Annotated in this window: 8 protein-coding genes; 6 read left to right on the forward strand and 2 right to left on the reverse strand. The window is 54.6% G+C overall.

The annotated features are described in order from the left end of the window. From GVL61_RS23920 to GVL61_RS23945, 6 genes are all read left to right on the forward strand, one after another. Positions 1-1,015 (forward strand): hypothetical protein (locus GVL61_RS23920; RefSeq protein WP_235037886.1); only part of this gene is annotated, 1,015 nt, incomplete at its 5' end. A 199-nt stretch (positions 1,016-1,214) separates the two neighbouring features. Continuing rightward, entirely contained in the window at positions 1,215-6,134 is a 4,920-nt protein-coding gene (locus GVL61_RS23925; protein ID WP_159983703.1) for a type ISP restriction/modification enzyme, read from the forward strand. A 210-nt stretch (positions 6,135-6,344) separates the two neighbouring features. Then, entirely contained in the window at positions 6,345-7,127 is a 783-nt protein-coding gene (locus GVL61_RS23930; protein WP_159983705.1) for a hypothetical protein, read from the forward strand. Between the two features lie 283 nt (positions 7,128-7,410). Then, positions 7,411-7,920, forward strand: a complete 510-nt coding sequence (locus tag GVL61_RS23935) for a hypothetical protein (protein WP_159983707.1) — start codon at positions 7,411-7,413, stop codon at positions 7,918-7,920. Between the two features lie 5 nt (positions 7,921-7,925). Then, positions 7,926-9,002: an XRE family transcriptional regulator gene (locus GVL61_RS23940; protein ID WP_159983709.1), complete on the forward strand. Its 1,077-nt coding sequence runs from the start codon at positions 7,926-7,928 to the stop codon at positions 9,000-9,002. A gap of 63 nt (positions 9,003-9,065) precedes the next feature. Then, positions 9,066-9,464 carry a hypothetical protein gene (locus tag GVL61_RS23945; protein ID WP_159983711.1) on the forward strand — a complete coding sequence of 133 codons (399 nt, stop codon included), beginning with the start codon at positions 9,066-9,068 and terminating at the stop codon, positions 9,462-9,464. 291 nt (positions 9,465-9,755) lie between these two features. Here GVL61_RS23945 and GVL61_RS23950 read toward each other — a convergent pair whose 3' ends face one another. Both GVL61_RS23950 and GVL61_RS23955 read right to left on the reverse strand, forming a co-directional pair. Continuing rightward, a complete protein-coding gene (locus GVL61_RS23950) occupies positions 9,756-12,512 on the reverse strand; it encodes a hypothetical protein (protein ID WP_159983713.1) in 2,757 nt (918 codons plus the stop codon). A gap of 248 nt (positions 12,513-12,760) precedes the next feature. After that, positions 12,761-13,652: ATP-binding protein (locus GVL61_RS23955; protein ID WP_159983715.1), on the reverse strand; the 892-nt coding region annotated here is incomplete at its 5' end.

The raw sequence follows: 13,652 nt of genomic DNA on the forward strand, positions 1-13,652 counted from the left end.
TCCGAATGTGTTGGAATGCGCCGCGCAGGATGGCTACCCGTTGGAAATGGACGACAAACTGTCAAACAGCGAGAAAGGTCGCCAGACTGCTCTCGCAAACCGAATTCGAAAGTCCCAACGGGACGATTCCCGTCTCGATGTGGCCATAATTGAGGCAGCGCTCGCCGGGGCGAAAACTCTCAAGTCGTTGGCCGCAGCGTTGAATAGCGCGAAGGTTGTGACTCGTAGCGGTCGCGGCGAATGGTCGATCTCATTAGTTTCGACTGAGCTGGAACGCATGGGCTATTCCATCAAAGCACTCAACGCTCACCTTGCTCCACCGAAAGGTGGCGATCTGACAAAAGGGTCAGAGCTTGCCCTCCGAGCGGTTGTAAATACATCAGGTTTTATCGAGTTTTCAAATACATCCCGGAAACATCTTGCAGAACTTCTATTCTGCAAAAAGGCCATTAAGGCCTCAAAATATTCAGTTGTTAAAATATCTATTCCACAAGGGACACCTTACGATACGCTTTTCACGCGGGAAACGACATTACTAATCGATCAATTTGTGGTTGCTTTAGGCAGCGCGCGACCGAACGTCGTTTCTCCGTCATTGAGCATTTGCATGGAAGAAGAAAAACCCATGACGTGGTCGGAAGAATCGTTCTGGAAAGCCAAAGATGAGGAACTTCGTCTAGCAGAGCGCAAAGGAGAATGGTTACTCGCCAATAAGCTTGAATTAAAGCGTGGAGACATAGTCCACCATAACGTCGACGGTTATGGCACATATTTTGATGGTGAAGATGTTTTACGCTGCCGATATCGAATGCCTGATGGGCAATTTCACGAAAAATACCTTCAAGCTGATGAAACTAAAGTTTTTCGCTGGAAAAGTGAATTCACGGCGGACATGCGCAGAGACGCCATTGCGCACATACGCGCAACATACCTCACGGACGCAGAGCTTGTTGAATCGACCAGCATCACGCTAGCTCAAAAACTTGCTCGATCACGTGCCATTCGGTGGCTGTGAACGCGGTGGGTCAGCGCATCACGGCTGCCCCAAGAACATGGCAGCTGCCGATTTGCGCGAGTCTCCAGTGCCCTGAAATCCGATAAGACGCCCAACGGACGCATACCCCCATCCCCGAAAAATTCTGATGAACTGGGAAAATCTTGGCTCATTCCTGAGAGCGGGCTAGGTAGGCGCGATCACACGTTCGGGGGTATGAATGTCCACGCCGCTTCGCCAGCTTCTGGCTCAATTCCGCGATACCTCCAAAACCCAGCGGGAAAAAGGCGATTATTTTGAACGTCTTGCGGTAGCATTCATAAACAACGACCCCGGCATGAAGCAGGAATATGAGGATGCTTGGCTGGTAGGCGACTGGGCCAGAGCCAACGGCATTCGGGCCAGTGACATTGGTGTGGACGTGGTCGCGAAGATCAGAGGCGAGGACACCTTCTGCGCGATCCAGTGCAAATTTTACTCTGAGGGCCGAAGCATCCCGAAGGCGGAACTGGACAAATTTCTCAGCGCATGCGGCATGAAACATTTTTCGCGTGGCCTGATCATAGAAACCACGGGGATGAGCTTCACCGCTAATGCCACCGCTTTGTTTGACGATCTGAACGTCACGACCATCGGGCTCGACCGCCTAGAAGCCAGCCCGATTGACTGGGCTGCATGGTTCCAGCGCGATCAGATCAAGGTCGCTGCTCCAAAGGAACTGCGCCCCCACCAGCGCGAGGCGCTGGAAGCCATCCGGGATGGTTTGGCCAATGCTGACCGAGGCAAGCTTATCATGGCCTGCGGCACCGGAAAGACTTTCACGGGTCTGAAAATCGCCGAATCTATGGTAGGCGTTGGTGGGCTAGTTTTGGTGCTAGTGCCGTCGCTGGCACTGATGTCCCAGACCATTCGCGAATGGACCATCGACAGCGCAACACCGCTGCGTTCCTATGCTGTTTGTTCAGACGCGCAGGTTGGCAAGCGCCGCCGTGATGCTGACGACATAGCCGAAATTGAAATCCACGATTTGGACTACCCGGCGACAACCAAACCCGACCGTCTGGCGCGGCACGTCATGCACAGCGCGGAAGATCGCATGACCGTCGTCTTCTCGACCTACCAGTCCATACAGGTGATCAGCGATGCTCAAAAGCAGCATGGCTTGCCCGATTTCGACCTGATCCTTTGCGATGAGGCCCACCGGACGACGGGCGCAACTTTGGCAGGTGAGGACGAGAGCAATTTTGTCAAAATCCACAATCAGGATTTCATTGCGGGTAAAAAGCGCATCTACATGACGGCGACCCCGCGCGTGTATGGCGATGCCGTCAAAGCCAAGGCCAACGAAGCTTCCGCTGAACTCGCCTCTATGGACGACGCCGCGCTGTTTGGCGAAACCCTCTTTACGCGCGGCTTTGGCTGGGCCGTCGAAAATGGCCTGCTTACGGACTATAAAGTGCTCGTTCTCGCCGTTGACGAAGGCATGGTCAGCACCGGGGTCCAGAAGCGTCTTGCCGATGGGACAAACGAACTGAAGCTCGACGACGCCACTAAAATCATCGGTTGTTATAAGGCCTTGACCAAAACTGGGATCAGGAATGAACTCGTCGGTGATGGCCAACCGATGCGGCGCGCGCTTGCTTTCTGTAAAGATATCGCATCGTCCAAGCTGGTAAGGACAGAATTCGCCAACGTCGTCAGCGAGTATCTCGCCTCGGATGAAGGGCAGGAGGCGATGGGCGAGGCCGATCTGCTCGAATGCCAGTTGCACCATGTCGACGGCACTATGGGAGCGAAGGAGCGCAACGCGCATTTGGAATGGGTGAAGGCAGACGCCGGAGACGCCGTGGCGCGTATTCTCTCGAATGCGCGCTGCCTGTCAGAGGGTGTGGACGTTCCCGCTTTGGATGCCATCCTTTTCATGCATCCGCGCAAGAGCCAAATTGACGTTGTCCAGTCCGTAGGCCGTGTCATGCGCCGTGCCCCCGGCAAGAACATGGGCTATGTCATCCTACCAATAGGTGTCCCAGCGGGTGTCAGTCCAGAACAGGCGCTGGACGACAACGAGCGCTACAAGGTGGTTTGGCAAATTCTCAATGCGTTGCGTTCGCATGACGAGCGGTTCGACGCGCGCTTGAACCAAGCTGATCTTGGCGTGGATATCAGCGATAAGATCGAAGTGATCGCCGTCAGCGACAGACTGCCGACGGAGAAGAAAGCCGGCAAGGGTAGAACTGACATTGGTGGTGGCAGCGCTGCCGGTGACGACGATGCGCGCGCCGATGGCGACAGTGAGCCCCGGCCCCAAAGCGAAGCCCAAGCAGCGTTTGTCTTTGATGAATTCTCTCGCGCCATCATGGCCAAAATCGTCAAGAAGTGCGGACGACGGGACTATTGGGAAGATTGGGCGGGAGACATCGCCCGGATCGCGCAAACCCACATTACGCGCATCACGGCACTTGTAGAGAAACCCGAAACACCCGAACGTCTGGCCTTTGATGGTTTCCTTGCCGAAATTCGCGATGATCTGAACGACAGCATCACCAAAGGCGAGGCCGTCGAGATGCTAGCTCAACACCTGATTACCAGACCGGTCTTTGATGCCCTGTTTGACGGATATTCCTTCGCGCAGAACAATCCAGTCTCAAAGGCTATGGAGACGGTTCTTGCCACTCTGAATGAGCACCATTTGGATAAAGAGCGGGAAAGCCTGAATAGATTTTATGCCAGCGTCCACCGACGCGCGAAAGGCATTACCGATGCTGATGCTAAGCAGAAGATCATCGTCGAACTATACGACAAATTTTTCCGAAACGCGTTCCCGAAGATGACCGAGCGATTGGGCATCGTTTACACGCCCGTGGAGGTGGTGGATTTCATCATTCATTCGGTGGATGAAGTCTTAAAAAGCGAGTTCGGCCAGACCCTCGGGAGCCGAGGGGTCCACATCATTGATCCGTTCACAGGAACCGGCACTTTCATCACCCGGCTGATGCAGTCGGGACTCATAAAGCCCGACGAACTAGCCTATAAATTCCGAAATGAAATCCACGCCAATGAGATCGTTTTACTAGCGTATTATATCGCCGCGATCAACATCGAAGCAGTATACCATTCTTTGTCTGGCGGAGATTATCAGCCGTTTAATGGTATTTGCCTTACTGATACATTTCAACTATATGAGCAAGAACGAGACCTTATCAGCGACTTGATGTCCGATAACAGCAACCGTCGGACCCGGCAAAAAGCGCTGGATATAAGGGTCATAGTAGGAAATCCTCCCTACTCAGTTGGACAGAGCAGCGCGAACGACAACGCAGCAAATTTTGCCTATCCCACGCTGGATGGCCGTATCCGTGCAACTTACGCGGCGAATTCGAGCGCGACTAATAAGAACGGTCTTTACGATAGTTACATCCGCGCGATTCGCTGGGCGAGTGACCGGATCGGAGATGCCGGCGTGGTGGCTTATGTCTCAAATGCGAGTTGGCTGGATACGAACACTTTTGATGGCCTTCGTAGGTGTTTGGTTGAGGAATTTGCAAGCATCCATGTCTTCAACCTGCGTGGCAATGCTCGCACCTCCGGCGAAGCTCGTCGAAAAGAGAAGGACAATGTCTTTGGACAGGGTAGCCGCACCCCGGTGGCTATAACGATACTTGTAAAAAACCCCAATTCTGCCCAGCATGGCCAAATCGATGTGCACGATATTGGCGACTATCTAAATCAATCTGAAAAGCTCGCTCTTATTGCTCGTTATGGCAGTATCGGCGGTATTACGCGAGAAATGGGTTGGCAGAGAGTAATGCCCGATACCCATGGTGATTGGCTAGGCCAGCGCGATAGCTCTTTTGAAAGGTTTCTGGCGATAGGCGACAAAGAGAGCAAATCTAGTTCTGCGCTATTTGACAATTATTCCAGCGGCGTAAAAACTCAGCGAGATGCTTGGTGCGTGAACCCTGATCGCGCAGCACTTGGCGACAACATGCTCGCGATGATCAATTTTTACAACGCTGAACTTGCTCGTTTTGATGCCGCCTATCCTGATGCTGACCGCAAGGTGCGGGGCGAGAAGGTTGAGGGGTTTCTTAACGCCGATCCTACCAAAATCAGTTGGACGCGCGCGCTAACCGCCGATTTGGTAAAAGGTAAGAATTTCGAGTTTGATAATGCCTGCCTGACGCAAGGGCTCTACCGCCCATTTACGAAACAATGGCTGTATTACAGTCGTGTGTTCAATGAGATGGTATATCAAATGCCACGTATTTTTCCTAGAGTAGCAATGGAGAACAGGGTTATTTGCATATCGGGAGTCGGTGCGCAGAGGTCGTTTAGCTGCCTGCAATCAGACGCCCTTCCCGACCTTCATACCATTCAGACTGGGCAGTGTTTCCCTCGTTACATCTACGATGGCAAAGCTGATATGAAGGGCGACGACCCGCAAGGGGGTTTGTTCTCCACGACGCGTGTAGCAAGCAAAGATATTGCCGAGGGGCGGCGCGACGGCATCACGGATGTCGGGCTAGCTCATTTCCAAGCCGCATATCCCAAAGAAACAGTCACCAAGGACGATCTGTTTCATTACGTCTATGGTCTACTACATAGCGAGGAATACCGCACTCGGTTCGCTGATAATCTCTCGAAGCAACTGCCGCGTATTCCAGCAGTGAAGGAGGCCGCTGATTTTCGGGCCTTTGTTGAAGCCGGACGCCGACTTGGCGACTTGCATTGCAACTTTGACCTAGTAGAACCCTTCCCCGTCACCGTTAGTCAGGGTGACTTGGGTCTGGCCGTCACCTCTGATCCCGCAAAATTCTACCGGGTTGAGAAAATGAGATTCGGCGGAAAGCGGCCAAATGCCGACAAAACGACAGTCATCTACAATAGTAACATCACGATGACCGACATCCCGCTGAAAGCCTACGACTATGTGGTCAACGGTAAGCCTGCGCTTGAATGGGTCATGGAGCGTCAGTGTGTAAAGACCGATAAGGCTAGCGGCATCGTGAACGATTCGAACCTCTACGCTAGCGAGACCGTCGGCGATCCTGCCTATCCGCTGCTTCTTTTCCAGCGCGTAATTACTGTCAGCTTGGAGACGATGAAAATAGTCCGCAGCCTGCCTTCGCTGGATATCTAGAGAGATAGGTTTTTTCGGGCAGCCTACGATGAGAATTGCCATTTGCAAAAGCGCCGTTCAGTAATTTTTATTGGACGCTAGCGGTCATTAGCCATGCTTGCGCGCGGCAACCTCACATACACCCGCAAGAGTCCCAGTTCCCCCTTGCGCCTATTTCGAAATAATGTCATTAAAATAATGGGATAGGGAAAGTAACTGAGGGCTATTGGTTTGAAAATAAATATTGCGACCGTTATTGCCCCATCTCTACTTCTCGGCGCATGCAGCGGAAGTGAAACTGAAGTTGGACCGCAGCAGTCCAGCCAAAAGCGAGAAAGTGTTAACGCAGTAGCATATACACCGGACGCAAAAAATAAAATAAACAACGGGCGGTCCGAGCAGCAGAGTAAGGATAAGTGGCGTCGCTATAAGCAAGATATATTTTCCCATATATCCCCGCTTTTAGAAGAGACGGACGATTATTTCGCACATTTTATGATGAACAGATCGGGGGTTGGGACTTTCACACCTGATTCAGGTTCGGACCCAGACCTTCGGTCATTTAAATATTGCACCATCAGGAATGATAAAAAAGAAATAATATTTGCTTCCGGTGAGGAAGGTGGTGAAACATATTATTTCATTGCTTTGGATGAAAAATCTTTACCCACGAGTAAGAAAGATGGGGAGGTTCAGGGGTCAATTGTCGAAATCGAGACGCCACTGCATAGCGAGTTCGGGCCGGAAATTAAATCAATACAGATCAATGAGACTTACAACACTGATTCAGTTTTGGGCACCAATAGGCAAGCCGCTCCCGCATCATACGCTATTATGGGCGATGCTGGAAAATCCCCGATTTTATTTGGTCACTGGTCAGTTGGTAACGGCATAACCATGGTGGAGTTGGGAAGATATGATGAGTGCCGGGAAATAATCTATCGAGTTCACGGTCCGCGCGCGCACCTCGGCAGGGATGATCAAAGTGCGGATGGGTGGTGGTATAGGGGATAGCCGCAGCTAAAATTGAGAACCGCATGGTTTTACGAGACGGGCTCACGCAGGTTTGAGGGCAGGCCATCGATGCGATGGCCGCATCAACACGCGCATACAACCCTTATAATATTTCTTGAATTTGCAAAAAAAGCGCGTATCGTCAGGATCTGCTCATCGGAGGAGGTCCGGGGTGACCGCTGACATAAAAGCCGTTCGCAATGCTTTGACGCCAGTTCACGCGAAAATTCTCGCGTGCGTTCATGGAGGGTTTGCCGAGTGGCGAGACCTCCGAGACTGCCGAGTGAGCAAGGGCTACGCGCCAAATCTCTATTCCCGCACCAACTCGAACGAAGTTTTCGATGCGATCATCCGACGCGCAATCCCGTTGCTCGGTGCCGAAGCGAAGGTCTTCGTTAAGCCGGAAGCCCAAACCGTTAAATTTATCATTCACGGGGTTTTGGCGCGGTTCAAGAAGGCTGGCGACGACGGGCTAGGCTGCAATGTCCCGACGCAAGCCGCCATGGCGTTCATGGAGGCTGATCGCGCACTGCCGGGTCTTCCGCCCGAAACCGCCAAAATTGAACTGATCTGGGAACCCAACGCAATTTGGACCAAAGTTGAGCGGGTGCTCGTGGTGGCGCGCGACGGCAACCGTCTCCTGTGGGATTACGAAATTACCGGCGAGGCTGACGGAGCCGCTGGCACCTTGGTCGAACCTATCAAGCCTCTTGACCCTTCGCCAATCGATCTGGATGGGGGCGATCTCATCAAGCCCAAGGCGAAACCGCAGGTTAAGCCTGAAACGAAGTAAGGTCTATGTCTACGCCCGGAGATATGCTGCGCTTGGCGCGGCAGCGATTGGGATTCACGCAGAAAGCGGCGTCAGCCCGGCTTGGCATTGCCCAGCCGGTTTTGTCCCGTTTGGAGAATGGCCCAGCAGAGCCTGACGACGCGCTGCTGCATAAAGCTGCACACGTCTATAACCTGCCGCGTGCGTTCTTTGATCTGCGCGATCCCGTTTATGGTCCTCCAGTCAGCGTCCACCCGATGCTCCGAGCTAAGGCGGACATCACTGCGCGCGACCTCGACATGGTTACCTCAGAAATGAACCTGCGCGTCATGCAGGTTCGAAGGTTTTTGGATGCGGTCGATTACGCCCCAACATCTGACCTTCCTTCTCTTGAGGTTGAGGAATATGGATCAGCGGCTCGAATTGCGGGCGTTGTCCGAGCCCATTGGGGCCTTCCCTCTGGCCCAATCAAAAACCTCGTGGGCTTGGTTGAACGATCCGGCGTGATCGTTGGCACTTCCGAGTTCAGCGGTGCTTCCATCAGTGGGATGACCTTTCGCGTGCCGGGGCAGCCGCCGTTGGTGCTGCTCAACCGGCGGCACCCAGCAGATCGGATGAGATTTACCCTTGCCCATGAACTTGGCCATCTCGTCATGCATCGCCTGCCTTCGCCCGAGATGGAGGACGAGGCGAACGCCTTTGCGTCCGCGTTGCTCATGCCAGAGCGTGAGATGCGGGAAGCGTTCGCCAGTCGCCGGATCACGCTAGAATTGCTTGCCGCCCTCAAACCTGAGTGGCGGGTGGCTATGCAGGCCTTGCTGATGCGCGCCAAAGGATTGGGCTATCTAAGCGACAATCAGAACCGTTATCTTTGGCAGCAAATCAGCGCGCGAGGATGGCGGTTGAAGGAACCATCTGAGTTGGACTTCGCGCATGAGCAGCCGACCGTTCTGAACTCGATCATAAAGGCGCACCTCTCCGATCTCGGCTTTACGTTATCTGACTTGACCGGGCTCGTGCCCCTGCACGAGCCAGAATTCATGCAAATGTATGACCTTGAGGACGATGCTCCGGCAAAATCAAAACTCCGTCTCGTCGTCTAAATACGATTGAAACGTGAGGCCGCAGCCTATCGAAACGCGGACGACTTCGCGAATGGAACAAAAATGAGCCCTATTGAAATGCCTGAGGTCGTCGAAGTGCATCTCTTCAACGACTTTGTCGCACAGATCGCGTTGGTACCGCCGGGACTGCCTTTCGACGAAGCACCATGGGAGTGCGATGATCGTTCAATAACCAGCGAAAAATCATCAGGCAGCCTGTGGTTCAAGGTTTTCCGTGGGGATGATCTAACACCGGTTGGTATCGCCGTCTTCGCGGCTAATGACAGCGAGGTGCAGTGCGACAACATTGAAATCGATTGTCTCTATCGCTGCAAGGGCCTTGCAAAAGAGCTTTATCGGCTCGCCGCGTGTATCTTTGACGCCCCGGTCGTTCCGTCGAAAACGTTGCTGGATGGCGGCGAAAAATTCTGGGAAAATCGCACCGCCATTCACTGCGAGTAGACTTCGCGCTACGACAATCTTCCCCCCGGCCCGAAACCCCGTTTTGAGCACCATTGTGAGGTCCATCCTACCTTGCAGCCCTTCTGTTTGCGACGGCGTCGTTTTTCTGGCGGCGGGGCAAGCCATTCCTCGCAAATAGTCGAGTCGGCCAAAGAAGCATTCCGATGAGCCTCCTCTCGCTTGTTGTTTCCATGTTGCTTATTCATTCATAGTTTTTAGCAGATTTCAATCAGATATTTCATTATTAAAATGAAATAATCACGAACTTTTCGTCAGTATTCTTGGTTAACTTTATCTGCGCCTAACTTTATTCTTATTGCTTTTTTGACCCGCATCTACCGTCGTCCTGAATGCATAGCGCAACTCTTTCATCGCGCTCGGGCAGGCGTTGAGGAGGCGAAACAATGTCAGGTTTATTTTGATAAGGTGGCGCTTGCCACGGTTACGAGGCCCCCGGTTCCGACCGCATGCCTGATTGATCTGATCGATGTGGGCGAGCCGGACCATATCGTCACGTCCAATCCATGACCCCAGCGCACGCAGTTCCTTATATTGTGACGGCGGAAACATCGTTACGATCTGGACGATGTCTTTGCCCGCCAGTTCGTTCGCACCACGCGCTTCATGGTGGCTCGTGGCGTTTTTAATCTCACCCAGCTTGTTGCTGATAATGTGGATATCGGGATCGCCATGGTAGTCCGAGGTCAGCTCCTCAGCCTTTTTCGCTAAGACCTTGCCCGACGCATACACCTCGACGAAGTCACGCCCAAGGCGGAAGTTCGGCCTGTAGTCGAGCAGACCCGGTGCAGTATCATACGGATCAGCTTCGTGCGTCTGCGCGCTGCATTCGCCGCTGGCGGCTGTCATGACCTCACGCGCCACCATGGCGGGGACGATCTCAGTGGTCGTCATAATCACGGTTTCGGCCACTCGGAAGTCGCCGTCTCGCCACCAATCACGTGCCCGGACGAAATACGTTTCGCCCTCACAGGCATAAGGCTTCGACCGGGATTTCCCACCATTGTCACCGTCGTCCGCCTCGCCACGCGGCGGATACTCAGTGCTGTCGTGAACGGTGATAGGCAGAAACGTATCAAGCCCGCGCTGCATCGCACGCTGGACCTGAAAGATATCTAGTCCGGCATCGCTGCCCATCGCCCCGATATGGTTTGCGAAATGCTCGCGTTGGCGCTCAGACGCGCGACCTGACCATATCTTGGGTGAATGGTCTCGAAGCTTGCGAAGCCATTCCATCTGATGCCCCGAGAACGTATCTACGAACATTGGGTAGGCGATCTCATCCACTATAAGCCAGTTCAGACGGCTCGACGCATGCGCGGCCGCACGGTCAAAACTCGGTTCGAACGCATCGCGGGCGAGAAGGCGACGGGTCATCGAGTTGTCGCGCCATCGGAAAGCGACCTCGTGCGCCGTAAAAAGAACCACGTTTTTCCCGGCCATCTCGGTCACCGTTGCCGCGTGCCATTGTCGCATGCTTTCCATCACGGCGGGCTGATCCTGCGCGACCAATGCCCAGAGGTTATTGAAGCCAGCTTCATCGGCATCGGCGTGCTGAAGGCGCGGCATCCGAAGCTCGTCGGCAGTGTCGCGATAAAGCTGCGCGGAGGACGGCCAGTAAATTCCGATAAATCCATCCTGCCTGTGATTGCCCGGATTTGCATGGTCGGGGAAGTTGAATTCTCGCGCCTTTTCGCGCGCGTTTCGATAGCTCGAACACGCGAACATGCTCGGACGTCCGCGCTCCCCCCGAACCGTCGAAAGGTGGATCATTCGCATAACGGACGACGATTTCCGGATGCCTTCGGGCGCGTGGATCAAGACCGAGGGTGCGCCGAACAGCAGGCGAGGCGGCAGATCACGATCTAAGCGAGCATAGGCGGCCTCCAACGCACCCGCATCAAACTCTGAGGTCTGGTCAAGCTCGGAGCACCAGACAGTGATCATCTGCCCGAGAGGCAGGGGTAGTGGCGGAATCGTCGCGACATCAATCCGATCTGCGTCACCGCCAACGAGACGGGGCGTGCAGAAATCTTCATGGATGTATGAGGAAGGCGTCACGTCGCTTGGGCGATTGCGAAGCTTGGCTCGATACGTCTCGGCCACCATTTCGAGATGCGAGAATTCAATTTCACAAGTCGATGTGGCGAAGTGCGCGGCGAGGTGGCTCTCTACATGCCGGACTTGGGCGGCCGACAATGCAGAACGCGGGTGTGCAATAGAGGCCGCCGCCCCGGAACCCGTGGTTTGCGCTGGCATGAGCGACGTCGGGTAGCGGGTCGGGGAGAACAACAACCCATCGACCTCTGGGCTCTTGCGCAACGATGCCTTCTCCCAAACCACGAGTTGGTGGACACGAGAGCCGACCCCGAGGCCCAGCGGATGTCCCGGCTTATCGACTTTCCGAAGGCCGTCAGGCGTGCGACGGAATGCCGTCTGCCACGACAGATTGTCGTCCGGCAGAATATCGCGCGACGGCGCAAGGATGGCCTCGACGTCAGCGGCGAGCATCGTCCAATGAGCGTGGTGGCCTGCGTGCAAGCTCGTGATATCTGGTGCGCCGCCCCGATCCCGGAACATCGTTGTGTCGAAAACGACGTGTATGTGGAACGACTTATTCCCGCTCCAAACCACGGAAAGCAGGTGGAAGTCCGTGAACTTGCCGCTCAGGAGCGCGTGCAGCTTTCCATATCGCGAAGCCGCGACATCCTTGACAGGTAAGGCCCAACCGACCTGTTCCGCAAAGAAATCAGCATCGTTCGCGACGTCGTATTCAAACGTGAAAATCTGAAACCGGCCGAGCGTGAGGCGATCTTTCGAGTCAGCATCGCCTTTCAGGAACGGTCCGCTAAACAACGGATACGCGGAGGGTTTCCTGCGTCCTTCGGCGATCTTCAGGGCATTCACGTCTGAGCGGCCAGCCAGATACCGGTCACGCGCAAGACATAGGTAAGTGCCATCAGCCTGAATGGCATTTTCGCGAAGGATGCCTTCGAGCAAAGATGCGCCCTTGCGGTTGATGGCATTCAAGAAAAGGGCACGTGGACCCTGTTGCCATGACTGGACGGCGCGTATTACGGCACGGTCACCTTTTGTAAGCGTTCGGTTGTCAAACGTCGTATCCATAATTCATCCAAACAATGTGCCGCCCGTCGGGGATTGCTGACGGGCGCGCTGACAGATGGGCTGGCCTCGGCCAGTCCTGATTGTTGCTGAAATGATGAGAAGGGCCGCCGGTCATGCTGACCGACGAACTTCAATGCCGCTCGCCGGGGCTGCTAGATTTCAAGCTGGTCGCAGGCGCGATGCGTGGAAACGACGGTCAGGCGCGGTATCGGCTGGACGTCGCGGTCCATAACGGGTTGGGGCATTGCGGCGAAATGCGGCTTCGCTGCCAATCTGATGGCACGCCGCCGTTGCACTGCCTCATCGATCACCGCGATCCAGTCGCTTTGCGGTGGCGGCGGCAGTTGCCGGACTTCCCCGCTCGGAAGGAACAGGCGCTCAATCATCGTCTCAGCCGTTTGCGGGGAAAATGTCGTGTAATACTCTGCGATGTTGGAGAGGGTTCGCGCCGTGAGAATCTCAAATCTGTTGAACTCCGACGTGAACTTTTCCAGCGCGCGTGCCACGGTGGCGCGGCTGATCTGCTGCTTGGCAGGGGTGAAGCGGAGAAGATCAGTCGTGAGCGCCAGCGACACCGCATAGTCGTAGTTCGCTCGCCGGTCGTAGCTAATGGTCATCGGCGGGACGCGATTGAACAGCGCGCGCAGGTGTTCGCCCCGCCGCTTGTCGGTTGCGGCGAGTTCATCGAGCGGTGCATTCGTCGTGACCATCATCGGGACCCGCACGTCCACGCCGTCATATTGCCCAAGGCCTGCGCGGTCGGTGGCGATCTTGAGGAGGTTTAGGCACTTGTCGCTGCGGAAAATAACGTCGGCCTCTTCCATGACGACCAATCGCTTTCCAACCAGCTTGTTGCCGCTGAAGACCTTTGCTGATTTCAGCGTGCTCAGCACGTCCCTGTAGCTCGACGGATTGCAGAAGATCGGAGATAGGCCGCGCTTTTCGAAGGCCTTGATGGCACCACGTGCTGCGTGCGTTTTACCGCAGCCGCCGGGGCCGCTTAACCACGCTATCGGCATCTCACCTTTCTCGACTTTATCGATC

It is taken from the genome of Novosphingobium sp. 18050 (genome assembly GCF_902706195.1).
In the GTDB taxonomy this organism is placed as follows: domain Bacteria; phylum Pseudomonadota; class Alphaproteobacteria; order Sphingomonadales; family Sphingomonadaceae; genus Novosphingobium.

What these genes read in the sequence shown, in the direction of transcription:
- GVL61_RS23925 (WP_159983703.1), top strand. Translation starts at nt 1,215, where the DNA reads ATGTCCACGCCGCTTCGCCAGCTTCTGGCTCAATTCCGCGATACCTCC.
- GVL61_RS23940 (WP_159983709.1), top strand. Translation starts at nt 7,926, where the DNA reads ATGTCTACGCCCGGAGATATGCTGCGCTTGGCGCGGCAGCGATTGGGA.
- GVL61_RS23945 (WP_159983711.1), top strand. Translation starts at nt 9,066, where the DNA reads ATGAGCCCTATTGAAATGCCTGAGGTCGTCGAAGTGCATCTCTTCAAC.